General features: G+C 65.1%; 26 protein-coding genes and 1 pseudogene. 10 read left to right on the top strand and 17 right to left on the bottom strand.

The genetic code is table 11. From position 1 onward, the window contains the following. Nucleotides 1-33 precede the first annotated feature (33 nt). A complete protein-coding gene (locus OVA26_RS16210; protein WP_268105029.1) occupies nucleotides 34-1,908 on the top strand; it encodes a hypothetical protein in 1,875 nt (624 codons plus the stop codon). Here OVA26_RS16210 and OVA26_RS16205 read toward each other — a convergent pair whose 3' ends face one another. Beyond that, nucleotides 1,909-2,478, bottom strand: coding sequence for a ParB family protein (locus tag OVA26_RS16205; protein WP_268105028.1), 570 nt, complete (start codon nucleotides 2,476-2,478; stop codon nucleotides 1,909-1,911). Continuing rightward, nucleotides 2,475-3,380, bottom strand: a complete 906-nt coding sequence (locus OVA26_RS16200) for a ParA family protein (protein ID WP_268105027.1) — start codon at nucleotides 3,378-3,380, stop codon at nucleotides 2,475-2,477. Before OVA26_RS16200 ends, OVA26_RS16205 begins: the two co-directional genes overlap by 4 nt. Before the next feature lie 495 nt (nucleotides 3,381-3,875). Between OVA26_RS16200 and OVA26_RS16195 the strand changes: the two genes are divergently transcribed. Next, complete coding sequence (locus OVA26_RS16195; RefSeq protein WP_268105026.1) at nucleotides 3,876-4,751, top strand: replication protein RepA; 876 nt, start codon at nucleotides 3,876-3,878, stop codon at nucleotides 4,749-4,751. A gap of 547 nt (nucleotides 4,752-5,298) precedes the next feature. Here the strand turns inward: OVA26_RS16195 and OVA26_RS16190 are convergent. Genes OVA26_RS16190 through OVA26_RS16180 form a run of 3 tightly spaced genes read right to left on the bottom strand, consistent with a single transcriptional unit; the run spans nucleotide 5,299 to nucleotide 6,993 of the window. Beyond that, a complete protein-coding gene (locus tag OVA26_RS16190) occupies nucleotides 5,299-5,562 on the bottom strand; it encodes a hypothetical protein (RefSeq protein ID WP_268105025.1) in 264 nt (87 codons plus the stop codon). Further along, nucleotides 5,559-6,560 (bottom strand): hypothetical protein, encoded by a 1,002-nt coding sequence (locus OVA26_RS16185; RefSeq protein ID WP_268105024.1) that lies wholly within the window; start codon nucleotides 6,558-6,560, stop codon nucleotides 5,559-5,561. Before OVA26_RS16185 ends, OVA26_RS16190 begins: the two co-directional genes overlap by 4 nt. Before the next feature lie 58 nt (nucleotides 6,561-6,618). After that, nucleotides 6,619-6,993, bottom strand: a complete 375-nt coding sequence (locus tag OVA26_RS16180) for a hypothetical protein (protein WP_268105023.1) — start codon at nucleotides 6,991-6,993, stop codon at nucleotides 6,619-6,621. Nucleotides 6,994-7,187: 194 nt separating this feature from the next. On the opposite strand from OVA26_RS16180, the gene OVA26_RS16175 reads away from it, so the two are divergent. The 7 genes from OVA26_RS16175 to OVA26_RS16145 all read left to right on the top strand — a co-directional run bounded on the left by OVA26_RS16175 (nucleotide 7,188) and on the right by OVA26_RS16145 (nucleotide 11,620). After that, the gene (locus OVA26_RS16175) at nucleotides 7,188-8,261 is read left to right on the top strand and encodes a hypothetical protein (RefSeq protein WP_268105021.1); all 1,074 of its coding nucleotides are present in this window, start codon (nucleotides 7,188-7,190) and stop codon (nucleotides 8,259-8,261) included. Between the two features lie 223 nt (nucleotides 8,262-8,484). Further along, a complete protein-coding gene (locus OVA26_RS16170) occupies nucleotides 8,485-8,688 on the top strand; it encodes a hypothetical protein (RefSeq protein WP_268105020.1) in 204 nt (67 codons plus the stop codon). Continuing rightward, complete coding sequence (locus OVA26_RS16165; protein WP_268105019.1) at nucleotides 8,685-9,119, top strand: hypothetical protein; 435 nt, start codon at nucleotides 8,685-8,687, stop codon at nucleotides 9,117-9,119. The genes OVA26_RS16170 and OVA26_RS16165 overlap by 4 nt, the downstream gene beginning before the upstream one ends. Further along, complete coding sequence (locus OVA26_RS16160) at nucleotides 9,116-9,541, top strand: hypothetical protein (protein WP_268105017.1); 426 nt, start codon at nucleotides 9,116-9,118, stop codon at nucleotides 9,539-9,541. Before OVA26_RS16165 ends, OVA26_RS16160 begins: the two co-directional genes overlap by 4 nt. Then, entirely contained in the window at nucleotides 9,538-10,101 is a 564-nt protein-coding gene (locus tag OVA26_RS16155) for an SLOG family protein (RefSeq protein WP_268105015.1), read from the top strand. Before OVA26_RS16160 ends, OVA26_RS16155 begins: the two co-directional genes overlap by 4 nt. 174 nt (nucleotides 10,102-10,275) lie before the next feature. After that, nucleotides 10,276-10,761: a hypothetical protein gene (locus tag OVA26_RS16150; RefSeq protein ID WP_268105014.1), complete on the top strand. Its 486-nt coding sequence runs from the start codon at nucleotides 10,276-10,278 to the stop codon at nucleotides 10,759-10,761. Between the two features lie 136 nt (nucleotides 10,762-10,897). Beyond that, nucleotides 10,898-11,620, top strand: a complete 723-nt coding sequence (locus OVA26_RS16145) for an Abi family protein (RefSeq protein ID WP_268105013.1) — start codon at nucleotides 10,898-10,900, stop codon at nucleotides 11,618-11,620. A 15-nt stretch (nucleotides 11,621-11,635) separates the two neighbouring features. Here OVA26_RS16145 and OVA26_RS16140 read toward each other — a convergent pair whose 3' ends face one another. The 6 genes from OVA26_RS16140 to OVA26_RS16115 all read right to left on the bottom strand — a co-directional run bounded on the left by OVA26_RS16140 (nucleotide 11,636) and on the right by OVA26_RS16115 (nucleotide 14,941). After that, on the bottom strand, nucleotides 11,636-12,151 hold the full coding sequence (locus tag OVA26_RS16140; RefSeq protein ID WP_268105012.1) for a hypothetical protein: 516 nt from the start codon (nucleotides 12,149-12,151) through the stop codon (nucleotides 11,636-11,638). Between the two features lie 90 nt (nucleotides 12,152-12,241). Then, entirely contained in the window at nucleotides 12,242-12,475 is a 234-nt protein-coding gene (locus OVA26_RS16135) for a hypothetical protein (RefSeq protein ID WP_268105011.1), read from the bottom strand. Continuing rightward, nucleotides 12,468-12,788, bottom strand: a complete 321-nt coding sequence (locus OVA26_RS16130) for a hypothetical protein (RefSeq protein ID WP_268105010.1) — start codon at nucleotides 12,786-12,788, stop codon at nucleotides 12,468-12,470. Before OVA26_RS16130 ends, OVA26_RS16135 begins: the two co-directional genes overlap by 8 nt. Before the next feature lie 326 nt (nucleotides 12,789-13,114). After that, nucleotides 13,115-13,291 carry a hypothetical protein gene (locus OVA26_RS16125; RefSeq protein ID WP_268105009.1) on the bottom strand — a complete coding sequence of 59 codons (177 nt, stop codon included), beginning with the start codon at nucleotides 13,289-13,291 and terminating at the stop codon, nucleotides 13,115-13,117. A gap of 38 nt (nucleotides 13,292-13,329) precedes the next feature. After that, entirely contained in the window at nucleotides 13,330-14,217 is an 888-nt protein-coding gene (locus OVA26_RS16120; protein WP_268105008.1) for a hypothetical protein, read from the bottom strand. 187 nt (nucleotides 14,218-14,404) lie between these two features. Beyond that, on the bottom strand, nucleotides 14,405-14,941 hold the full coding sequence (locus tag OVA26_RS16115; RefSeq protein ID WP_268105006.1) for a hypothetical protein: 537 nt from the start codon (nucleotides 14,939-14,941) through the stop codon (nucleotides 14,405-14,407). A 178-nt stretch (nucleotides 14,942-15,119) separates the two neighbouring features. On the opposite strand from OVA26_RS16115, the gene OVA26_RS16110 reads away from it, so the two are divergent. After that, entirely contained in the window at nucleotides 15,120-15,704 is a 585-nt protein-coding gene (locus OVA26_RS16110; protein ID WP_268105004.1) for a thermonuclease family protein, read from the top strand. Between the two features lie 309 nt (nucleotides 15,705-16,013). Here OVA26_RS16110 and OVA26_RS16105 read toward each other — a convergent pair whose 3' ends face one another. The 6 genes and pseudogenes from OVA26_RS16105 to OVA26_RS16085 form a co-directional block, all read right to left on the bottom strand. Continuing rightward, nucleotides 16,014-16,454, bottom strand: coding sequence for a hypothetical protein (locus OVA26_RS16105; protein ID WP_268105002.1), 441 nt, complete (start codon nucleotides 16,452-16,454; stop codon nucleotides 16,014-16,016). Between the two features lie 141 nt (nucleotides 16,455-16,595). Next, nucleotides 16,596-16,712: pseudogene (locus OVA26_RS17445) on the bottom strand (DUF2510 domain-containing protein); the annotation flags it as partial. A 126-nt stretch (nucleotides 16,713-16,838) separates the two neighbouring features. Then, complete coding sequence (locus OVA26_RS16100; protein ID WP_268105000.1) at nucleotides 16,839-17,441, bottom strand: hypothetical protein; 603 nt, start codon at nucleotides 17,439-17,441, stop codon at nucleotides 16,839-16,841. Then, entirely contained in the window at nucleotides 17,438-20,362 is a 2,925-nt protein-coding gene (locus tag OVA26_RS16095) for a hypothetical protein (protein ID WP_268104998.1), read from the bottom strand. The genes OVA26_RS16100 and OVA26_RS16095 overlap by 4 nt, the downstream gene beginning before the upstream one ends. 23 nt (nucleotides 20,363-20,385) lie before the next feature. Continuing rightward, on the bottom strand, nucleotides 20,386-21,939 hold the full coding sequence (locus OVA26_RS16090; protein WP_268104996.1) for an RCC1 domain-containing protein: 1,554 nt from the start codon (nucleotides 21,937-21,939) through the stop codon (nucleotides 20,386-20,388). Further along, entirely contained in the window at nucleotides 21,936-22,742 is an 807-nt protein-coding gene (locus OVA26_RS16085) for a hypothetical protein (protein ID WP_268104995.1), read from the bottom strand. Before OVA26_RS16085 ends, OVA26_RS16090 begins: the two co-directional genes overlap by 4 nt. Nucleotides 22,743-22,772 lie beyond the last annotated feature (30 nt).

Here is a 22,772-nt window from a genome sequence, read left to right as displayed (position 1 = left end):
TCTGTCGATGCCGCGTGGGCGATCACGCGACAGATGGTCAAGCGGCGCTACGTCAACACGATGGTCGCCGACGCCTACGGCACGCTCACTTCACACCGATACCCGCGGCCGTACCCAGCACGAATCCCCCTCCCCCCTCGCACCCCCTGGACCATCGATCTCGCTGACGACGTCGACAACCTGTTCTGGTTCGCCTGCTTCGACCTCGACGCCAAGACCCCGGACGCGCTCGAGTTGGCCATCGAGGACTTCGGCGTACTCACTCGACTGCTTCACCGCGCCGGCGTGCCCCACGTCTCCTGCCGCTCCAGCCGCGATGGTGGCTTCCACGTCTGGGTGCCGCTCGCTGGGATCCCGCTCACCCTCATGCACGAGCTCGCGGATGCCGCCGGCGCCGTGCTGAAGACCCTCGACAGCGGCATGCTCCGCAACTCCAAGTCGGGCGCTGCCCGCCCTCCTGGGTCCCCGCACCGCAACGGCAGCTTCTCCCAGATCATGACGGGCGAAGACACCTACCCCGTCGACGTGCTCTACACCCCGAGCGTGACCGAGACAGACGTACGTCGGATGATCGACAGCTTTCGTGAGCTCCGTCCGACCGTGGATCTCGACAAGTCGGTCCCCGCGGGCCCGACAGATTCACGTCACCAGGCTCACCGGGAGATCCCCGCGTGGGGTCTCCCCCACATGCAGACTGTCGGCGGCGGCTACGATCCGTCCCGCAACGCGTACATGTGCCTGCTCGCCGCGGCCGTCGCCGGCTGGTCGTTCTCAGACGTTCAGCAGGCGGCCCAGACGGCGCCCGGCATGGAGCACTACCGGACCCAGAACGCGGTGGCCGGCGGCCGCGTGCCGCGGCGCCCGGCCGAGGCCCACGCTCGCCTGCGCCGCCAGTGGGATGCGGCCGTCCAATACGCCCAGAGCTACGTGAACTACCCCGAGAAGCGCACCGAGCGCGACCTCACCGAGCTGCAGGGGATCGTCCTGAGCGCCGAGGCCATGCTGAACGCCTTCCGGGTCTCCCCCGGCCGCTGGTGCCGCGCCGAGGCAGACATTCACGACAGCACCGTGCTCACTGCGCTGGTCTGGATGTCTGTTCGCTCTGGCCAACGAAAGGTCACCGCGGCGATTCGCTCGGTCGCGTCGCTGACAGGGATTCCGTCGACCACGGTTGATCGGTCCCTCCGACGCCTGACTAGTGCGGGATGGATCGAGCGAGTCCGCTACGCGGAAGGCACCGAAGCGTCCGTTTGGCGGGTCGCGGAGAAGTTCTCCACAGCTCACCTACACGTCGGGCCACATCACCTAATGACCGCCCGCCCCCCACAACAGCTCTTCGACGTCAGAGCCACCGTTCTGCGTTCACTCGAGGATCGTTTGAACGCAGGCCGCAGCGACGTTTTCACACGCGCCGGACTCGGCCCGACAGCACGCCGGGTATACGAATCGCTGCAGACGGAGAGCTTCGACGCCAACGACCTCGCTGAGAAATCAGGAATCCCTCGCGGGCGACTCCTCGCAGCGCTCAGTCGGCTGCGTCGCTACTCGCTGGCCATTAGCTCGCCGCAGGGATGGCGCCGCCGGCTGAACGATATCCGTCACCGCGTTGCCATGAAGCTCGGGGTGCACGGCATTCTGGCTCAGCGTGATCAGGCCTATGGCTGGGAACGAGAGCAATGGGCCTGGTGGATCGCGGAGACCACATTCCGTGCTGGACGCACGACAAGACAGCGCCGTAGGCCCGACACGGGGCAAGTTCGATTCCGACTCACCGATGAGCGTGGAGATCCCAATTCATGGCCAGCGTACCCCCGTGACGTCGACGGGCGCGCCGACCATCGGACGGCTATGGCGTACATCCGCGCGGGTGCTTTGCAGGCCCTCAGAGACCGCGAGCTCGCTGCGTGATCACGCCCTGGGCGTTGGACCGCTCGGGAGCCGACCGGGGTTGTTTCTGAATGGCTGTCCGTTGTTGTACAGGTCCTGGCGACGTTGTACTTCTCTCTCCATGGCGAGCTCGACGAATGCCCCGAAGGATGGGTCGCCCTCAAGATAACCCGTGAGCCGAAACGCCTCGCGAGCACGGTTTCTGGCACCAGCTGTCACTCGTGCCGACATGGTGATGGGCGTGAGCCCATCGGCTTCGGCCTGCGACGCGGGTCGATCGCGCACGATTTCATTGTCTTGTTCCGCGGGCTGAACAGGTTCACGAAACCCGACAGATGGAGTGAACGTAGGGCCCGGTTGAGGCCGGGATCCCACGCCATCCGCGGATCGAACACCGGTTCCTGAAGTGTCGTGTTCGTCACCCGCCTCAGCAACGATCTCGGCGGCTCGTTGTGGTCGTGGTGGAAGCGCGATCTTTCGCTCGACGTTTTCGGGCTCGTCTTTCCCCTGCTGCGCGAGCTCAGCATTTGCGGCGACCCGATTTTTTCTCGACAAGCTCGACAGATCGACGACTCGTGGTTGGTCGCTCATCGGGACTCCTCCGACTCTCGCTCCGACATGCGTTCGATGATTTCCTGTGCAACCGAATGCAGATCGGCGGCCACATCAGACACGGAGCCCGGCATAGCTTTCGTTCCAACAGCCTCACCGCGCACAACCTGCCACCAGTTGGGCTCGTCTTTGGCCTGCTTCTCAAGCTCGAAGACGAGTTTGCCTTCCTCCCTCGCGCGCTGAGCAGTCGCGTCGGAGTGCCGAATGATTGTCTTGAACACAACGTCGTCGTCCCCGCCGAACATCTCGGTGACGTGCTCGATGGTTTCGCGCCGCACCTTGGTCGATGCCTTGCCGATGTCACCGATGACGCAGCCGAGAAAGTCGATGTCCGGGTTGATGTCAAGAATCTCTGCGAAGCGTTGCGTGACCTTGAACAACCCCGCGCGGCTCGATTTGTCGGCTTTCGTGGGTGCGATCACGTACTTGGCGGCCGCGAGAGCGTTCTGCTGAATGACAGGCTCACCAGGAGGGCAGTCGATCAGAATGACGTCGTAGTCACCGGCGAGCTTCTCGAGCACGTGAGCGAGCTTCAATCGCCAGTCCCCGCCATTTGATTGACGCAGACCTGCTGCCGCCACCTCGAGGTGACTCCCCCCGACGAGGACGTCGAGGTTTTCGCGCACACCTTGAAGAGGCGCCGGCTCCGTACCGAACGCCCAGGCCGCGGCCAATCCCCGACCATCGTCGTTGTTCTCCGACTCGCTGTAGCCAAAGTCCTCTGCCGCATTACCTTGCGGGTCCATGTCTACGAACAGAACGCGATATCCGCTTGCCGCCAGCATCCCTGCGGTGTTCGTGCAGATCGTCGTCTTGAGCACACCACCTTTGCCGTTGATGACGGCGATCACGCGGTTGAGTACTGAGCGGTCGAGAGCCATGTTGGTCCTTCGAAGAAGCGGTTCACCTCCCCCACTTCATTCGCTTACCTGTTCGGCGAATGGCTGCAGGCCGGTGAGGGTCCCCCCGATCGTACCGTTGCTTACGTTCGACGCATAGAACCCGTATGACAGGTTCAACACGTTCAACGGGTCATACAGGTTGCACATGTTAAACAGGTTGCACACGTTGTACATGTTGAACACGTTGTACACAACACTAGTGAGAATCTGCGATCGTGAGGTCTGTGCGTTGTACACGTTGTACACGTTCGATACATTCGGCGCGGAATGCAGCCGCGTCTCCACCCATCTAGGTCGAAGGTCAGGGACAATAGACGGGAGAGACAGGGGCCCCAGTCGATGCCAGCACGCAATGAAGGATCCTCCGCCGCCCCCGTACGTCGTGGTGCGTCGTCCAGCCCGCAACCTGAGCGCGACATCGTCATAGCGCCGTCGATTGCCGAGACCACGAACAACGGCCTCACCTTGCCCGGGGTGGCTGACGACAGTATCGGATACTCGGCGCGCATGTTCGCGCAGGTCTCTCTGCCGCAGCGCAATCCGGGGGATAGGCCCTACATCGAACGCACGGACGGGAATCTGACGCTCACGCTGCGTCCCGGGTACATCAAGGTGCCCGGAGAGAAGGCGGGAGAGTTCGAGCTCGTTCAGAAGTACCCATTCGGCGTGTACCCCCGTCTCGCGCTCACATACGTCTCGACAGAGGCCTTCCTGTCGAAAAGCCCGGTGGTCGACCTGGGTCACAGCATGAGGTCGTTCCTCTCAAAGCTCGGCGTCGAGTACAGCGGCAAGACGAACAGGCTCGTCAAGGAGCAGCTCGCTGCACTCTTCAGTGCACAGCTGACGCTCACCGGCACGGGTCACAACGCGGCTGGGCGAGGAACCATCACGCAGTTCGTCAATGTGGCCGAGAAGTACTCGCTGTGGTGGGCGAACGAGGAGAGCGAAGGTGTCGACGGGCTCTGGGGCTCTACAGTTCGGCTTGACGACAAGTTCTACAACTCGATCGTCAAAGAGCCTGTTCCGGTGGATCTTCGGGCCCTTCGCACCCTCGGCGGCAGCCCTCTGCGGATCGACCTGTATCTCTGGGCGACCTACCGCGTACAGACACTCGAGGCCCCGGCGTTGGTCACGTGGGCTGAGCTCTACACGCAGTTCGGTTCGCAATACGGACGACCGCGAGCCTTCAAGTCGCCGTTCATCAAAGCTCTCGACGAAGTGAAAGCGGTGTACCCGCAGCTCAACGTGGAAGTCGCCGAGTCCGGCGTCACTCTTCATCCCACCCTCTCGCGCATCACCTCGAAGCGTTCCGCAAGGCAGGTCGGTTCTAAGTCGGCAGGCGCCGCCTGAGTCCTCCTGGGCTGATTCGACACTGAAACGCTGGGGTGTTTTGGTGGCGCCTTCTCTCGAGGCCGCCATCGGTTCGGCCTCGGTGCACGGTCTGATGTCAGAAGATCCGCGGAATCACTGGGGCATTTTGGTGGCGCACCCCGCTTACGCAGGCGTGCGCTGCCTGGCCAGTGCCTCTTCGACTGAGAACCAGAGGGGTGGGTACTTTGGTGGCGGCTTCATGGTGGACTCGCGTATTTCCGGGGAGATTTGGGAGGTCGCGAGCCGTATTCTCGCTTCCCATGCCGCGGTATTAAATGTCACCCGCTCGCGGCAGGTGTGGTTGGGGAGTTGGAGCGCGTGGGTGGGTACTTTGGTGGCGCATTGTCATCCCGCCTTCGCGAAAGTCCTCGAATACGTGACTTTTCTGGACGGAAGTGACGTTGTCACCGGTTATGCTCTCGGTACAGGTCGCGAATGGCTTTGCGGACTCAGTCGGCTCCTCGTGGGCAGACACAGAAAGCCCCCCGGATGGTACCGGGGGGCTTTCCTCGTTCCGTGCTGGTTCTTACGCTTCGCTGCTCTCGAGCGCCTGCTCGAACGCCTCTGCGTGTTCAAGGTCTCGGCGTGCGTCGTCGACGCGGCGTTCCTGCTCGGCGGCTTCCCGGCCACCCCGGGCCGCAGCGACACGGAGTCGGCGCTCTTCGACAGCCACGCCGAGACGGGCTTCGTGGGCTGAATCCGTCGCGCGCGACAAAGCGCCCAGATCGGGTTCGATGACTCCAGGCGCCGCGCCCCGGCGGCCGGACTGCGTCGATTCGTTGATGCTCATCGGTTGCTCCTCATCTGGTCGTGCTGCTCGATCGTACGTTGGGCCCTCGCCGCAGCGCGCACTTGGCTACGGGCGACGAGAACCTTCTTCTGGGTGACGTCGACGTTCGATTCGTTGACGTCCGCTGTGGAGAGTCCGGCCACCCGGTCGGTCAGCAGGTACGCCACGGCGAAGTCGATGCTGTCGGCGGTGACGCCGACCTCACTGACTCGCTTCAGCCCGAGACGCGTCGCCTGTGCGAGCTGATCGATGTTCTGCAGAACCAGGTCGATCTTGTCCTCCATAGCGGTGACCCGTTGGTCCTCACCGCGAAACGCTTGCTCGGCTGCGCGAGTGCCTTCGTCGAGCTCGAGATCCATACCCGTCTTCGCCACGATGAAGGCGGTGATGATCGACGGGCCAGAGAGTGACTCTGCAAACTCTCCTCCGAGGCTCTCCGCGAGCAGGAGGCGAAGTCGATCGATCACGGGCACGGGGAACGGCTTCACGACGACGGTCGGAGTGTCCTGGCCAGTCGAGAAAGCCGCGCGATTGCGGGGTCGAGGGCTCGTGCCCACCGTTGTGGCGAGACGCTCCTCGAAGCTGAGCTCCGACCTCTCCTCATGAGGATCGGCGTTCTCGTGCTGAGAAGTGACCATGACCAAGGGTTCGGGCTCGAGAACCGCGGTGGTCGTTTCGGCATCGTCCGCGCCCTGCTGCTGCGTCGAGGATGATTCCGCCGCTCGACGAGCACGATCATCGATCTGCTCCTGTGTGGAATCGGTGTGCTCGCCCTCATCAGGGTCATCCCGCTGGGGGAGCGGGGTTGCGTCGGCGCCTGTCGAGGCGTCGCCCGGCGTCTCCGCGCCGCCGCCGTGTTGACCCACGTCGCGAATCTCGGCCGGGGCACCAGTGGGCTCGGCATCCGGCTTGGGCTCGCGACGCGGTGGCAACGTGATCTGCAGGTCGTCCGTCGTCGGCATCTTGATCCCGCCGAGGGCATCATCGAATCGACTCATAGCGGTACTGCTCGCTCTTCTGTGTGTTCGGAATCGGTGGTGGGGGAGTGGTCCAGGGTCAAGCGCCGGCGGCCGCGGAAGCGCTGGTTCCGGATGCCAGCTCGCCGTCTTCCGGATCGTGCAGGTAGTTGTCGCCCTGCGTCAGCCGGATGATGCTGCTGAAACCGCTCGTGGTCACGCGCTCGAGGTTCGCGGCGTTCGTGGAGAGGGCGTGCACCTCGTCGATCAGCTGGTTCAGTCGCTGGATGCCGAGATGCGGGATATCGAAGTCTCCGCTCATGCGGAGGTTCTTCTCCTCGATCGCCGCGACGAGGTACTCGGTCTCGGTGAGGCCCAGTTTCCGCGCCCAGTGATTCGCCGTGACCACCGTGTCCGGGTGCAACCGAACCGACTTCCGAATGCGCTTCGGGTCGTTGTCGATGTTGTCGGTCATGCCGCTCCAAAGGTCATAAACTGCTCGAAAACGAGGATTAAATGCAATTGTAGGCCCTGATGTGGACTGACGTGGAGATTCACCTGCGGTGGACATACCTGCACGGCGCAGCCGTTGCCGGGGGAGTGGTTGAGGCGCTCCCACCGTTCGGGTGCGAGCCCGGACACGATCACCTCGCGAATGCAGGAGTAGTCATGGACACCATCACGCCGCAGCTCTACTCAGGTGCCCTCCGCCCTTATCCCGGCGTGATCGCAGAATGGTCGACGGCGAAGCAGGCCCGGGCCCGGAGTATCCTCGCCGACGTCGACGCTGCGTTTCCCGGCATGGTCGGGAAGGTCGATCCGTCTGCGGACGTCGAGGACTTCTGGGAGGACGCCGCTCGCATCTCCGCCGCGTGGCGCGCCACCGGCGGCCGGCTGGTCCTGACGGAAGCGGGGACCTCGTGGTGCACCTGGTCGAACGACAAGATGCTTCGTCGAATCGGTCCCGTTGCCCGGTCCGAGGAAGGTGGTGACCACGGCACCGACGACCTCGCCGGTCACGCGCTGGTCGCTCGCCACGGTGGTCGCGGCATGTTCATCGGAGGAGTGGCGACCGATGACCCCACGCGCGACGTCGCGATCTGGCTCGCTGCCCGCCACCGCGACCACGGCGTCCGGCGTGGCGTGGTGAAAGCCGTCGCTCGGAAGAACGGCATCTGGTCGATCGAGCTGGACCGCGACCCCGAGGTCGTCACACGCAGGCTCGCGGACGCCATGGACTGGACCTTCGTTCGACTCGAAAGTCTCTCCGGTGCGCTTCTCGCCCAGGATGAGCTCGAGTTGACATGGGAGCTCCGTCTCTTCGTCGTCGACGGCCGAGTGGTGTCGGCTGCCGGTTGCATCGAAGAGTTCACGCCCCTCGATCACGACCGAGCGATAGGGCTCATCGACACTCGGGTTCGCCGCATCCGCGGTCACCTAGAACAAGGGCTCCCCAGCCCCGTCGAGGACCGTCCCGACATCGTCCATCGACTCGTCTCGTTCGGCCGACGGGTCGCGCTCGAGCACGGCGGCACCGTCTGCATCGACGTGGCGATCGATGCGGCAACGGACGAGCCCGTCGTGATCGAGCTCAACCACCTCCCCAATTCCGGTCTCTACGCCTCGGACCCCTGGGCGGTGACCGCCGCCGTGGTCAGAGCGCGCGACCGCGGCTACGCACCCATCCGGCGCCCGGAGGACGTTCTCCGATCAGCCCCGAAGACAGAAGGAACCCCCGCATGAGCAAGTCCGATCGAGACCGCCCGGCCCGACCCCGCTCAGGAAAGAGCGGCTGCACCGGGTGCCCGGCCTGCGGTCGCGGCCCCTACAAGAGCACCCGCAACCGTGGCATCCGTCACCAGAAGACAGCCCGCATAGCCGAACAGCTCGGTTGATCACGAGGGTGCGCTTTGCTGCGCGCCCTCGTCCATTCCCGACTACCACGACGTCATCCAGGAGGGTGAGCATGAGCACCACACGAACCATCGAGCCCGAGGGGGACGCCACCGCCGGCGCGGAGGCGGACACACACGAGGCGATCGCGTACACGCGGTACGAGTGGGACTGCCCCGTGTGCTCGGAAGTGAACGAAGTTGATCACGATCCTCAGTCCGAGACCGTCTCGTGCGGTGACTGCCGCACCACCGTCCTGATCAGGGAGACCCGATGAGCGGCCCGTCGCGACCAAACGCCGCCGGCGTCATCTGGCTCGTCGAGCAAACCCATCAGTACGAGGAGGCCACGGAGGTTGTCTTCGCCAGCCGCCACGGGGAGGTCGCCGCGACCATCGCGCGGGCACTGAGTGCTCAGAACCCGAGCGCAGCGTTCACCCCTGTCAGCGTCCCGCTGGTCGACGATGTCGCGACCGCATTGGCTGAACGGCTCACCCTTCGACAGACCCCGGCTGTTGGCGACGTCGTGCTCGAAGCCATCGAGACGCGCCTGAGCGAGTGGGTCTTCGACCCTCGCTTCGTTCACGTGGACGTCAAAGACATCTCGACCCCGACCCACATCGCCGTTACCGGCCACGACCACGCTCTTGTGCGCGGGATGTACACCGCCCTCGTAGAGAACAGCCAGCAGAAGGAGAGCCCTCGATGACCTCGATCGCCACGTTCAAGGACGACCTCGAGTCCGCGCGCGTCACACGTGTCGTGGAGACCGCCGCAGACGCCGCCTACCGTCGCCGTGCGCGGCTTGCGGAGAGCGCGGTCGTCGACGGTGTGGGGCGTGAGACCCTCGTCCGCCGTCGTCGAGACGCCGGCCTCGACGAGCTGAGGTGGGTCTCCCTGCTCTCCTCCTCACGAACCGCCAGTCCCGACGAGTTCCAGGCCTTCGCAGCGGCCCTCGGCGTCTCGGCTCGGTGGCTCGCGGTCGGCAGCGGGAGCATGGCGGAACCGCCGGAAGGATGGTCGATCTTCGGGACCCACGTCGATGTCGCTGGCCGCCTCGAGTTCTCGAGCACCCTCGACCCCTCTGGGCTGCCGCTTTGGGAGCGCCCGACAGATGAGGTGGCCGCATGACGTCCGTGATCCTGATGACCGGGAGCCGGTCATGGAACAACGTCCAGGTGTCCGCCGACGCTCTGAGCGCGACCCTGATCATGCTGGGCGTCACCGAGAAACAGGCAGCGCTTCGCCACGGGGCGTCTCGCGGCGCGGACACCCTCCTGGCCCGGACGGCAGAAGGTCTCGGCATCGCCACACAGGCCGTTCCTGCTCAGTGGGATCGCCACACGGAGCAATGCCCGCCATGGGACCGTCAGAACGCCACCTGCAAGCTCGCCGGCCACCGACGGAACTCCATCATGATCGCCGCCGGAGCGAACATCTGCCTGGCGTTCCCGACCCACGCGATGAGCCTGCAGCCGGGGGAGGACTCCAAGGACACCTCGCGGGGAACATGGGACTGCGCCACGAAAGCGAAGGATGCCGGCATCCCGACCCTCGTCGTGTGGGGTGATCACTTCTTCCCCTTCGGTCAGCCCGGGGCCGAGCTGCTGCAGCGCGCCGCCACGCAGCGGGGTCTGCAGCTGGGCCCGTCGCTCTCTGCGCCCATCCTCGGCATCTGGCTGCCGTTCTGAGCCTCGTTGGAGCCCATGTTCGCCGTGTTACGGCAGACGTGGGCTCCTTCGTTTTCGAGCGAAACAGTGCTGAAGCGCAAGGTCCGGTCAAGAAACGACGAGGATCACTTCAGCAGACGCCCTATCCGGCCGTGCAGCCGTTGCCGGCCCTGGAGCGAACACTAGAGTCTGGCCATGGCCACAAGAGATGACGACGCGGGTAGCAGCCTGCGCCGATGGGGGAGCGGTAGCGGAGATCCGCAGCTGCAGGCCGCCGTCGAGCTCGTCATCCGGTACGGCCTGGCCAACCCGGCCTACCCGTGGGTGAAGAGCGGCATACCCCGTTCGCGGTGGCCAGAGGACTGGATCGACTTCCGCACCCTGAGCTCGGCAGCTGAACAGACGCCAGGACAAGATGGTGCTGTGATGCGAGTCGCCGCCGACTTCGGGCGCGGGTTCCCCGTCGACCCCACGGTCGTAGCCGCGCTCGACGACGACCGCCGCGGCCTCGTCCTTGCCGCTCTCACCCAAAGGCCGGTGGGGGAGTGGCCCCCGCCTCGAGCAACCACCCCTGAGATCCCGACCGACGTGATCACCCAGATCATCACCAAGGAACGCCGGGGCCTGGATCGGCTCCTGCGCGACATTCAACTCACGGACCGGGATACCCTCGACGGGTAGCGACGAACCCGGCGTCCGCTGGCGGGGGCTGAAAACACAAGTGGGTCTCATAAGACGCTAGGCGCCTCAGAGACCCACCGAGGTGTACGCAACGATCCAAGCCCGTTGCTCTGAGGTAAACGATACGGTGTTTCCTATGTCGGGTCAACACGCTCTTAGATCGCAGCTCCTCAGTCAGTCGCGCCTGTCGCCCTACATGTCTGAAGCGGGCACCAATCAGGATCGTGCGTGGGACCTGTATCTGTGGGCGACGCAGTTGACAGGGTCCCTTCATGCTCAAATCTCCTTCGTCGAGCTCGCCTTCCGCAACGCTCTCGACCGCACCCTCGGGGACTGGAATGTCGCTCAAGGCGGGGATCGAGAGTGGACGCTCGAGGGCAACGCCATCGACCCGCTCTACTCGACCCTCAGGGGCGATCTGATCGAGGCCCGCAAACGGGCGACCAAGGAGTCTGTTGCCCGCGCCGCCGGCCACCCTCGGAGGGGGGTCGCAGCTACCCACAACGACGTCATTGCGCAACTCATGTTCGGCTCATGGGTCAAAGTGATCACCCCCATGGCGCCGCAAGACCCGCCCGCTCATCAGCAGGCGCTGTGGGCCGGCGGAGTCCACGCGGCGTTCCCCGGGGCTGACGCCACCGACGCGTCTCGTGTGGAGATGGGGAAGAGGCTCAACCAGCTGCGCGTGCTCCGCAACCGTGTCGCGCATCACGACAGCATTCTCAAGGTCAACGTCACCCATCGCCTCAACGAGATGCTCGGCGTGGCCCACAAGTTGGACCCTGCTTTCCCCGCGCTCATCATGGGAGGTAGCCAGGTGCGTCGAATCAATAAGTCTGATCCGCGGAAGACCTGGTAGCTCGCTCCCTATCGCTCAGGCCTTCTGGCCGGCGATCGTTCGTCGCGCGCTCTCCATGCGCTCCTCGACGAGGGCCGCGGCCTCGGGGTCCGTCGCCAAGGGGCTCAGGAAGGCGTCGCGGTCGCGGCGACGCTTCGCCGCCGTCTCGCTCCCATAGGCGATCTCGCGCTGTCGATAGATGCGTCGTTGCTGGTCCGCGTCGGTGTCTGAGTCGGTCTGCGAGAGAGTCGCCAGGGCGCTCATGACGTCGGCTGGCCACTCTTCGACCTGGCCGATCTGCGCCTCGAGCGCGCGTTGGCTCAGATCCGCGGTGTCCACCTCGTCGAACAGCTGGCCGACGCGCTGTCGAGACACGTTCATCACCACGCCCAGATCCGTCTGCTTCGCGCCGTACGCGCCCGCCAGCGCCACGGTCTTCGCCTGAAGTGAGATCACGTGCTCGAGGAGCCGCTCGACGTCCTCTCGCACCCTCGTCACGCGGAGGGTGTCGCGGATGAGTTCCTGTTGCTGGGGGAGTCGTGGTCGTGCCATGACGTCGACGGTAGGGGTCTCGCGCGAGGGCCGCAAGCGCAATTGAAATAGGCAACTGGATATGCGGATTATCGTGACGAGGACTATTAACTATTGCCGCCGCGCCCTCAGTTCGACGATGGAGTCCTCTGGGAGGTCCATAGACAGCTCGACGGCCCGCTGCCATGTGTCCGCTTCCACTTTGAGTGCTTGCGCGATCTTGGGCGCGAGGATCGTGTTGCCCTGGACGGTCTTCTCGTCGAGCGCTCCGATTGCATCAAGCACGTAGGAGTCAAGCAGTCTGAGGACTGGTTTGCCGTCGTATCGTGCTGAGAGATCAGGCATCCAGAGACTCCCATGGGTGCGATCGCAGAGTCGCGAAGTCGCCGCGGATCAATTCTTCGGCAAGGGCGACGCGTTGGTCGTGGCTCAACCCTCGGAGTCGCCCAATTTTCTCAGGGGTGTGAACATTGTCGAACCGGACTGACTCAGGGTAATACTCCAGGCTCCATCCGTCGGAGTCGCAGACCGTGACAGCGCGGTGTTCCTCATCGCCGTCGGCATTCTCAATGGTCCGCAAAAGGTCAGCGGCGGCCTGGACGGTGATGCCTTCTTCGATTTCGTCGCCGTATCGGTCCATAAACCACAAGTCACGCATTGTTATTCACCTTTGCCCCAGATGGAGAAGCCGCCTCACGACTGGGCGTACGTTTCGCCAGATCAGAAGCAAAATTCGCGCCCCCGCGTGCACGTATATCAGGGAGGATTTTCCGCATCCGACGCAATAGTCGGCTTAGAAGCTGACATAACATAGATTATCGGAGTAGCCGTTTGCGAGCAAGATAGCGCAAGTTGCGCCCCATGTACGGTACGGCGTCTGGCCGTGGCGCGCCACGCCGTGTGGCGACAAACACGCAAGCGACGGCGGCCCCGGTGAATCCGGAACCGCCGTCGCTTGCGTGTTTGTCGTGCGCTATGGTGCGTCTACTTCGCGCCCGACGTTCGTTTCGAGCCGTACTGCACCCAGGTCCAGATCATGACCCCGGCGAAGAGCACCCAGCCCACCCAGGCTGGAATCACCTGGGCGACAGCGAGCACCATGCACACCAGTCCCAGCAGCACGAAGACGATGAGCCCGATGCGGAAAACCTTGTTCGTCATGGTCCTACTCCTGTCCTTTCTCGGTTCAGTCTGCCGACTCAGGGGCAGTGAACGGTGCCCCGAGGTTCGATGAACGGGTTCCAGCTGGGCACGAACACCGGCGGCAAGAGATAACCGACGGCGCCGACGCAGTTCCCCTGGCCATAAGCGACGCCAGCAGTTCCGGCGGCAATGCCCGCGCCGGCGGCGCAAGCGGCGCCTGCCCACGGGCCACCCAGTGCCGTGCACCCCGCGGTGAACGCAGCGATGCCGGAGGGTCCGCCGTTCGCGAGGTCACGAGTCTCGTCCCTGTTCAGATACACAGAGCACCAGCCGACACCACACTCCGACGTCGGATCAGCCGTCACGGGGAACGCAGCGCCCTCGAGCGAGACGTTCTGCGTGATGACGTTCCCGGACACCGTATAGGACGTCTCGAGGTCCTTTCCGTTGGCGTCCTTCGCCCACGGCGCACTGATCTTGTTCACCCAGGTCCCGTCCGCCTTCGTCACGGTCACGGAGCCGTCGTCGTTCAGAGTGAGCTGGGTCGACGCGTCACCCACGGTGAAGTCGTAGGCATCCGGCGCGGTGCTGTCCTTGATGACCACGAAGCTCGCGTTCGCGCCGGAGCTCGACAGACCCGTCACGAACCCGTACGAGGACGAATCCTGAACGGTCGCGCCCAGTCGATCGACGTGTTCCGCGGCCGCGTCAGTAACCGGTGTGATCTCGACGCGCTCCGGTGATGGTGTGCCGGGCTCCGCCGCCATGCGCTGCAGAGTCGTGGACTGCTGAGACTCCTGAGCCACGTGAGGAAGGGCCTCAGCTGCGCCGAGCAGGCCCTGCGATTCGACGACACTGAGCGTGTCGATGGGCTCATCCGCCGCGAATGCGGGTGCGGATTGAACGGTCACGGCCAGCAGTGCGGCAGCGATGCCGGCGACCATTCGCGACTGCCTCTTCGATGAGGTGCGCGGGGAAAGTACCATGTTCATTGTTGCTCCAAACGGGGGGAATGGAAGCGTGGCCTGGTAACCACGCCACTTCGACGCTATCCCCGACGAAGCGAACGTCTCAGAGACGTTCAGGGTTCTCTCAGGTTCACTGCCTGGGCTCACACAGCCCCACTCGTCGCTATAGGCAGGTCGTGTAATCGACCTGGATCGCCGTGGCGAAGTTGGTGTTGATCCGCTGCGCATCCTCCGGCGTCGGGACGCTGGTGGGGTCGTGAGTCATGGAGGCGAACTGCTCGTACGTCGGCCGGCTCGGGCTCTCGACGGCGGCCAGAGTGTCGATCGCGGCCACTGTCTCAGCGGGCATCGGGCCGATAGATCCGGTCTCGCCGCCGGTGGCGAAGAACGCGCTGACGGCGTCGCAGAGCTCGCCGCTGACGATGTGTCCCGGGATGGCGCCGCCCCCGCCGGCGATCGCGCGATCCGCCGCCACCTGCTCCTCCGCGCTCATCGTCGGAACGGCCTGCAGGTCGATCGGCGGTCTCTGGGTGAAGAGCGTGGGGATGACCACGAGAGCGCCCGCGATGCCAAGAAGCGCGAGGGCGCTTCCGCCGATGACCCACCCGCGTGAGCGCTGACTGGAGCTCGCCGAGGATGTGTCAGGAGCGCGCTTCGGGAGCCCATGTCCCAAGAAGCTCGGCGGGGTGCCATCGTCCATTTGCATGCCTTCCTGAGGCGGCTCGCGTCACCCTCCTCGAGTATCCAATTCTACTCGTATTCGAGGATAATTGAGATCAGCCAGAGGCCGCCCCGGGGTTCTGCGAGAAGACACTCAGACCTCACGGGGCCCGTCGCGCGGGCTCCCCCAACCTCATCCCCCGACACCTGGAGGCATCATGCGATCCCCTCTCCGGCCGCTCTATGTGACGGCCATCACCGCAGCGATGTTCGCTACCGTCAGCTGCAGCATTCAGCCGATCGCGGCCTTTCCCCGTGCGGCGACCACCTCTGCGACCGCCGAGCACACGACGTCGCTCATCCGGGTCGTCGACGGGGACACGATCGCCGTGTTGCCGACAGAGGCGCTCCCCGCGACGAACGAGGCCGGGACGGAGCACGCCGTCCGTCTCCTCGGGATCGATGCCCCCGAGATGCATAAGGTGACCGAAGAGCCGCCCGAGTGCGGCGCAGAGGCGGCCACGGCGTATCTGACGTCGCTCGTGGCGACGGGCGTCGACGTCACGGTGGTGTACGACGAGCGATCCGACCACACCGATCGGTACGGGCGCTCCCTGGCATACGTGCAGTCCCCCACCATCGGGGACCTCGGCCGCGAAGTGGTGGAGGCCGGCTACGCGGAGGCCTGGTACCCGAAGGGCAAACCCGAGCCGGCTCGCTACGCCGAGTATGCGGCGACAGAGCTCGAGGCGGCATCCGCCGGCGCCGGTGCTCACTCCACGTGCAGCTCGATCGGAAGGTGACCGTGATCCACGAACAGTTCGCCTTCTGGATCGGAATCGCGGCCCCGCTGGCGGTCATCGGAGCTCTCTGCCTCGCGCTGCGACCCGCACGGTCATCCACAGACAGCGAAAACGAAGAAGCTCCTGTCTTCAGTTCGAAGGAGTCCGTCACCAACGGCCGATCCTTCGAGCGACCGTCGATCACTCCCGAGGCGCGTGCCGCGCGCCGAGACGCGCCTTGGACGGCGCCGTGAGGATGTCGGTCATCCCCGCCCATGACAGAACCCCCGCGCGCCTCGGAGCAGCGGGGGTTCTGTCTTTCCCTGATCGTTACGCGGCCGCGGGGCGAAAGAGCTCGGCGATGAAGTCTTCCGGTCGTTGAGCCTCGTGCTCGTTCACGATGACATCGTCCCGAGCGCAGAAGTACGCCGCCTGCAGACGCTCGTTCGAGGCATCCCACTCCCCCTGGCGCTCGCGCCACACCCTCGCACGCACTTTGCCGACCACGTACGTGATGACAGCCGCGGGAATCCACGCCACGAAGATCGCGAAGAATCCGCCGACCACGAACATGTACGGCTCGTTACTGCTGAGCGTGGCGACCAGCCCGGCGAAGGCCGTGATACCGAGCGTCCATCCGATGAAATGCGCGAACCAGGGGAACGACGGACGCGCTAGAGGCGACAGCCGCTTCGCGAGCTGCGTCATCCCCGTCGTGGTGAGGTACGTCGAGGCGACTCGTATCTTCCCCTCGTTGGGTGACAGAGTCAAAGCGCTGCCTCGAGTGTCCGTCACCCCCTCGTCGACGAGCACTGACACGCGCCGAAGTGCGTCATCAGAGTGACAGATCGGGCACGTTGCCCCAACGGAACTGGTCGGGGTCGGCGCGATGTCTCCCGAGGGTGGGGCCGCCGGTTTTGCGCGAGCGTGATCGGTCCAAGCAGCTCCGTCCCACCACTTCTCCTGCTGCGGATTTGTGGGGTGGACGTACCACCCCGCGGGCGGCAGCCCTCGTTGTCCTCCCGACACAGACCCTCCTCGGTGCTCAGCGAAGACTATCCGACCGGTGATGGGTGGAGGCGAGAACGTGACCGCGCACGACAGAACCCCCGCGCTCCGAGGAGCCGCGGGGGTTCTGTGTTCGCCTCGGAAGTCTCAGTTCTCGCCGGCGGCGGCGGCCAGGAGCTGCGCCTTACCATCGACGGTGCGCACGGCGACGAAGGTCATGATTGCGCTGTCAGCCGTCACGATCTCTCGCATCCCCGCGGGGGCCGTCTCTTCGAGCGCGCCGTAGACGAGCACTTTGCTGTCGGATCCCGCCGGGCCGGCGAGAACAGCCGTCTGGTGTCCGCAGACATCTACGACCTCATACGCCCCCGATGCTGCGAGCTGGGCGAGGTTCTGCTTCGCCCAGTCCTCGAGGCAGGTGTCGTCCGTGTCGATCTGCACCGCGGTGACTCCCGCGTCGCTCCCCGCGCGGCTGCGCGCATCGAGCACGTCCCCCCCGAACCCGCTCTGCAGGTCCTTCGAGATGACCTCGACCTGCGACAGATCTGCCGTCGCTGGGGCCGCGACCACCGGATCGTTCGCAGCCACCTGCTGCGGCTGCGGCGTGATCACCAACGACGCCGGATCAACCCGCTCCGGGCCGAGCGCGTTCGCGAGGACGAGCCCGCCGACCAGGGCGGCCACCGCAAAGGTGGCCACCCCGATCAGAATCGGGCGTCGACGCGAACGCGCCTTGGTCTCCCCGCTCACGAGCGCACCTGAATGACGACGCTGTTGCCGGGGTCACTCTGCGGGCTACCCACCCACGGCGTCCCGCACGAGTACTTGGCGTTGTGATAGGTCACGTTCCGCGTCCCTCCCTGCAGGAGCCAGTTGTCCTGCCATCCGAACGGGTGGTTGTAGCTGCGCGGGTTCCAGTCCGTCGAAGTGAAGTTCGACCAGTTGACCCAGGAGCCTTCCGAGCAATAGGTCTTGTAGTCGATCGTGATGGACGGGCAGCCGCCGTTGTAGCAAGTGCTGTAGGTCCAGTTCGTGCCGCGCACCCACTCGCGATAGTTGTAGGCATCCCATACAGGCGGCGCAGGCTGGAGAATCGGCATGACGAACGTGCCCGACTGAGTGGATGCCACTCCGCTTTCGTAGCCCGTCACGACGGACAGGCACTTCGCGTTGACACCGACCTGATAACCGTAGCCGTAGAGCGCGTAGCCAGCGTTCCAGGAGTACGACCGGTTGTTGTCCTTCCAGGGCTCTACCGCTCGCACATCTGTTGCGAAGCCACCGTTGCTCTGGCCGGAGCGGTTCTCCAGAGTCTGCGCCTGGAGTTTGGTCCCCGCGGGGCAGCCCCAGGGGAAAGTCCAGTCGAGGCGGCCGGCCTTGTTGCTCCCGCCAGCTCCCGTCCAGGAGATGTTCTGCGCTGCCGGGACTGCCGGCCACGGCGTCGTGTATGCCACCGCGGGGCTGACGACGCTCTTGCCACCGACCATCGCGCTCACGCCGTAGACGGTTTTGTTGCCGTATGTCGTTCCCGGGATGTAGGTCAGCGTCTGCGTCAGCTCCGTGGTCGAATCCGGACGCGAGTTCTCGTAGCCCCAGTCGGCGCTCTTGAAGCCAGAGAAGGTGGTCGGAAGGCTCGAGACCGCGGTCCAGCTCAGCTTGTGCTCATCACCCGTTGCGCCCTGCGTGACAGTGAGAACGGGGTTTGGGAGAGGCTGCGAGTACGGGTTCTCAACCACGGTCCTGGCGCTGTACATCGCGCTGCAGTTGACGGTCACGCCGAACACGCCGTCCGAGCCGTTCGCGACCTCGGACATGTCCATCCCGATGCCGGCCGGGGAGATTTTCTGGACGAAGGAGAGCTTGCGCGGAGCCTTCTGTCCCGCCGGCGCGGTGGGGTTCCAGTTCACGGCGAGGACGGTCGAGGTGGTGTCGTAGCAACGGCCTCCCGTGACGACAACCCGCGCACCCTCTCGTGCACCGGAGAACATGAGGCCAGCGGTCGTCGAGCGCGAGATGACCGTTCGAGTGCTCTCGGGGACGAAGTACATCTGCGGGCTGGACGTCGACGATCCCCCCGAGACCCCCGTGGCATCCGCCGTGCATCGACTCTGGACCTCGTAGGTGGTCCGGCTGTACTCACGGGTCGTCATCGTCGTCGTTCGGTCCGTCGACCAGTCGCTCCATGCCGTCCAGGGAACCTCCGCCCACGTGCCCGTGCCGTAGACCATGTTCGATCGGAACGAGTACTGCGCGGTGGTGTAAGAGGGACACGTTACGGCCGTCCACACCGGAACATCTCCGGTGTACGAAACCCACGTCGCACCGGGGGTGCGGACCGGGGTGTTGAGCGACGCCACGGATACCGGGCTGCGCGTCTCCCCTACGACGGCGACGACGCCGTAGGTGACGCCGACGCCGTAGGTCGCGCCGGCGGTGTCGACGCGGTGGGTCAGCTCCGCAACGGATGCGACGCGGTTTTCGACGGTGTCGACGCCGGTGACATTCGTGCCGCGCGCGGAGAAGACGTCGAACGTGGTCGGAAGGCTGGAGACTCGCTCCCACGTCAGCTGGTGGACGTGCGGTGCGAGCGCGTCGGCGACGACCTTCAGGCTCGGGCCCGGAATTGGCTGGGTGTAGATTGCCGTGTCTTTGACGACCACGGCGCCTTCAGAGCAGGTCGCAGCCACCTCCGCGATCCCGGTGGCCCCGTTGGGGACGGATCCGAGGTCGACGGTGACGATGCCTCCGGTGAGCACGCTGTTCAGCACCGTGTTGACGCGCGGAGCCTCAGAGGGGCTCTGCTGGACGAACGACGCGTCGATCTTCGTGGGACCCGAGGTGCACACGCCTCCGTTGAAGGAGATCGCGACGCCCTCACGAGTGTTCGCGATGGATTCGCCGATGGTGGTGGAGCGCACGGTTCCGGTGATGCGCAGAGGGCCGGGGATGACGTCGGTGCTGGGGGTGGGGATGAGGCTCGCGGTCTCCTGCACCTCGCTGATGTTCAGCACGTTCGTGTATCCGGTGGCCAGCGACTTCTGCGTATTCGCCGAGGTGTCCTCGTCGAGGGCCTTGAGGGCGAGCGTGACCTTGAAGGGCCGCAGATCGTCGAAGTCGACCTGCTTCGTCCCCTCGGGTTTGCTGGCCGTGACGAGGGTCGGGTTCGCGGCCGGGTCGAAGGTGATCTCGCGACCGCCGAGGTTAGCGTAGGCGAACTCGGGGGTTTCGATGTCGAAGACGAGCTCGATCGCTTTGGCCGTGGTCGCCGGCGCCGAAAGAGGTGTCGTAGGGGCGCAGACCTCGTCTCGCACCTCCGTGTCGACCTGGAGCGTGGTCTTGCCGTCGCGGGTGCCGTTCTGCCAGGTCTGCACCTCGCACTTGCCGCCGTCGACGTTCTTCAGCAGACCGATACGGTTGGTGTCGTTGCCGAGAACGATGTCGGAGGCGTTGACGGCCTGCTCGAAGCGGACGTTGACGTTCTGGAAGCTCGAGGACGTATCCGCGCTCGCTTGCGTGATCGCCCAGAATGCCAGGCCGGTGGCGAGCACTCCCCCAACGGCCGCGACGGTCACCATTCGCAGGCTCATCCCTGCGAGCACCTCGGGCAGGCTCGTCGTGAAGCCCCGCTTGTCTCGCAGGACCTCGCGCGGCGTCGTGCGCTTGAAATTCATGATCGTCCCCCTTCGCGTTTAGTCTATTGTTTTTCACTCGTGTACGAGGAAAAACCGTCTGGTTTTGGCATGCGCACCGGGACCCCGGTGGAGCCGCGGTAATCGATCGACCAGAGACCCGCCGTCTCGGCGCCGACCCCGTACACGTTCCCGGCGGTGTCGAGGAGAGCCGTTCGGGAGTTGACGCCATCGGCCGCGACCGAACGAAAGAGCGTGTTCTCGAGCAGCGGGGTGAACCAGTCAGCCTTGGGGAGAGCGAAGTCCGTGCTCCCGGCGTTCGTGCTGCCGGCGTACGACAGCTTCCCGGTGGTGTCGACGGCGAACGTTGCATAGCGGCCCGCTGTGACCGTCACGAACCGCTTGCCCACCTCCACCTCCTTGGGTGCAGGCGAACTGCCGATCAGGCCGGTTCCCATGGCGCCTCGCGTCGTGGTGCCGAAGACGAACAGGCGGCCGTCGCTGCTGACGGCGGCCCCGTGGGTCTCCCCGAGCGACACCTGAGCGAAGGTGACATCTCCGGTTGCCGGGGTGAAGGTGAACTTGTCGCTGGTCGCGGACAGCTTGCCGTTGGCGTCGATGAGGGCGATTCCGTTTCCGGCGGGGCTGGCGGCGACAGCACGGTACTGGGTGCCCTTGTTCACGATTCCGTCGGCATCGGGTGCGGGGAGACCCTTCTGGGGTACGCCTGTCATCCACAGGTCGCCGGAGGTGGTGATGCCGATGGTGTTGTCGAGTCCGCCGACGAGCGTGTTGACGCGGACCTTGAGCTTGGTCGGGGTGGAGATGAGCGCGTCGCCCTTGCCCAGCTGACTCTTGTCGTTCTTGCCCCAGACCCACGCGAATCCCTGGGAATCGATGGCGTACCCGCGGTTGTCCGTCGTGGTCACCGATCGGAACGTCGTCTCCCCCGTGTCGACGAGGTGGGGGGTGATAGGGGTCGAGCTGACAGTGCCGTCTCCGGCCTGGCCGATGTCGTTCGGACCCCAGACCCAGAGGCCGCCGCGGGAATCGACTCCCGCACGGTCGGCGACAGAGACCCACGTCACACTGCTCGTCGCGAGATCGACGGGTTTGACCGTCGACGGCTCTCCGGATGCCACGCCCCAGGTCTTGAAGCGCAGACCCTCCTCCGCGAGGCCCCAGATGTTGTTGCCGTCCTTGTCGATCGCGGTGACGTGGGTGACCTCGGTCGACTCGAGTGTGACGTCCTTCGTTACGCTCTCCCCCATCGGTGCGACCGTGTCGCCCTGGATCCGCAGGACGACGGAGGCTCCATCGGCTGCGGGGGTGACTCCGAGGATCTGGGTGCAGACCTGCGTCGTGACCGTGCATTCGCGCGCGAGCGAAGGGACCGCGGTGTGCACGAGGTCCTCGTTCATCGCGGCAGCGTAGGTCTCCGCGCGGTTCGCGACCCCCTGCGACACCGCGGTGAACAGCTCCACCTTCTTGGTGTGGACCGCGTAGTTGCCGATGAGGATGCCGACGGCGGTGATCAGGATCAGGACGAGTGCGATCATGCCGATCGCGTCGGCCATCGCCTTCTTCTCGGTCATCACGGACTTGATCGACTGGGTCATGACGTGCTCCCGGCTCGGTAGATGAAGACGGTCGACACCACGACGTTCCCCGAGGTGACGGTGGCCGTCACTGGCGCGCTGGCCTGCGCGGTGAAGGTGCCGTAGAAGTTCCGGCCTTCCTGCGTCACGGGGAAGACGGCGAGTGTTTTTGTGCCCTGGCTGATGCGGATTTCTCCGTTGGCCTCCGTCGTGTGTGCGTCGACGAGGTACCGCCAGGCGGATGCTGTCGAATCGACGCCCTCGGCGAAAGTCGTTCCCTGCGGGATCGTTGCGTCGGTGGAGACGCGCGCATCGACCTTTCCGACGACGCTCGTCGCGGCGCTCGCGTCTTTTCGGATGAGCGGCTCCGGGCGCAAGAGCTCGAGGTCGTCGGCGTGGGTCCTCGTGGCGTAGAGGCACCCGGGCTTGGCGACGTCGGCCGGCGTGGCGCAGCTGGCGGCGTCGGCGTCCGCGCTCATCGGGGCCACGGCGGTGTACTGCACGCTCGTGGCGGCGTCTTCGCGCCAGGTGGTGACCTCGACCTCGTGCCCGTTCGGCAGGGTGATCGAGGAGGTGTGCGGAGATGAGGGGGTTCCCCATGTCGCCGTCGCATGCTTGTCGCCGACGAGAGCCACGATCGCTGCGGATCGTTCTGCCTTCGTCGCGGTGACGGAGACGGCGCTCGTGTTCGTCACGATCGCGGTTGCGAGGGTGGCGATGGCCATCATCACGAGAGCGACGCCGCCGAGGCTCTCCCCGATGCTTCCGGTCTTCTCCTGCAGGATGTGCCGATGTGATCGGTCCTGCGACTTCAGCTGGATCACGTGTCCCCCAACGGTGCTTGGATGCGGAGC

This window comes from Microbacterium sp. SL62 (assembly GCF_026672635.1).
In the GTDB taxonomy this organism is placed as follows: Bacteria; Actinomycetota; Actinomycetes; order Actinomycetales; family Microbacteriaceae; genus Microbacterium; species Microbacterium testaceum_A.
This window is presented reverse-complemented; position numbering and strand designations above follow the sequence as displayed.

What these genes read in the sequence shown, in the direction of transcription:
- OVA26_RS16210 (WP_268105029.1), top strand. Translation starts at nt 34, where the DNA reads ATGGTCAAGCGGCGCTACGTCAACACGATGGTCGCCGACGCCTACGGC.
- OVA26_RS16205 (WP_268105028.1), bottom strand. Translation starts at nt 2,478, where the DNA reads ATGAGCGACCAACCACGAGTCGTCGATCTGTCGAGCTTGTCGAGAAAA.
- OVA26_RS16200 (WP_268105027.1), bottom strand. Translation starts at nt 3,380, where the DNA reads ATGGCTCTCGACCGCTCAGTACTCAACCGCGTGATCGCCGTCATCAAC.
- OVA26_RS16190 (WP_268105025.1), bottom strand. Translation starts at nt 5,562, where the DNA reads ATGAGCATCAACGAATCGACGCAGTCCGGCCGCCGGGGCGCGGCGCCT.
- OVA26_RS16185 (WP_268105024.1), bottom strand. Translation starts at nt 6,560, where the DNA reads ATGAGTCGATTCGATGATGCCCTCGGCGGGATCAAGATGCCGACGACG.
- OVA26_RS16180 (WP_268105023.1), bottom strand. Translation starts at nt 6,993, where the DNA reads ATGACCGACAACATCGACAACGACCCGAAGCGCATTCGGAAGTCGGTT.
- OVA26_RS16175 (WP_268105021.1), top strand. Translation starts at nt 7,188, where the DNA reads ATGGACACCATCACGCCGCAGCTCTACTCAGGTGCCCTCCGCCCTTAT.
- OVA26_RS16170 (WP_268105020.1), top strand. Translation starts at nt 8,485, where the DNA reads ATGAGCACCACACGAACCATCGAGCCCGAGGGGGACGCCACCGCCGGC.
- OVA26_RS16165 (WP_268105019.1), top strand. Translation starts at nt 8,685, where the DNA reads ATGAGCGGCCCGTCGCGACCAAACGCCGCCGGCGTCATCTGGCTCGTC.
- OVA26_RS16160 (WP_268105017.1), top strand. Translation starts at nt 9,116, where the DNA reads ATGACCTCGATCGCCACGTTCAAGGACGACCTCGAGTCCGCGCGCGTC.
- OVA26_RS16155 (WP_268105015.1), top strand. Translation starts at nt 9,538, where the DNA reads ATGACGTCCGTGATCCTGATGACCGGGAGCCGGTCATGGAACAACGTC.
- OVA26_RS16150 (WP_268105014.1), top strand. Translation starts at nt 10,276, where the DNA reads ATGGCCACAAGAGATGACGACGCGGGTAGCAGCCTGCGCCGATGGGGG.
- OVA26_RS16145 (WP_268105013.1), top strand. Translation starts at nt 10,898, where the DNA reads ATGTCGGGTCAACACGCTCTTAGATCGCAGCTCCTCAGTCAGTCGCGC.
- OVA26_RS16140 (WP_268105012.1), bottom strand. Translation starts at nt 12,151, where the DNA reads ATGGCACGACCACGACTCCCCCAGCAACAGGAACTCATCCGCGACACC.
- OVA26_RS16135 (WP_268105011.1), bottom strand. Translation starts at nt 12,475, where the DNA reads ATGCCTGATCTCTCAGCACGATACGACGGCAAACCAGTCCTCAGACTG.
- OVA26_RS16130 (WP_268105010.1), bottom strand. Translation starts at nt 12,788, where the DNA reads ATGCGTGACTTGTGGTTTATGGACCGATACGGCGACGAAATCGAAGAA.
- OVA26_RS16125 (WP_268105009.1), bottom strand. Translation starts at nt 13,291, where the DNA reads ATGACGAACAAGGTTTTCCGCATCGGGCTCATCGTCTTCGTGCTGCTG.
- OVA26_RS16120 (WP_268105008.1), bottom strand. Translation starts at nt 14,217, where the DNA reads ATGGTCGCCGGCATCGCTGCCGCACTGCTGGCCGTGACCGTTCAATCC.
- OVA26_RS16115 (WP_268105006.1), bottom strand. Translation starts at nt 14,941, where the DNA reads ATGGACGATGGCACCCCGCCGAGCTTCTTGGGACATGGGCTCCCGAAG.
- OVA26_RS16110 (WP_268105004.1), top strand. Translation starts at nt 15,120, where the DNA reads ATGCGATCCCCTCTCCGGCCGCTCTATGTGACGGCCATCACCGCAGCG.
- OVA26_RS16095 (WP_268104998.1), bottom strand. Translation starts at nt 20,362, where the DNA reads ATGAATTTCAAGCGCACGACGCCGCGCGAGGTCCTGCGAGACAAGCGG.
- OVA26_RS16090 (WP_268104996.1), bottom strand. Translation starts at nt 21,939, where the DNA reads ATGACCCAGTCGATCAAGTCCGTGATGACCGAGAAGAAGGCGATGGCC.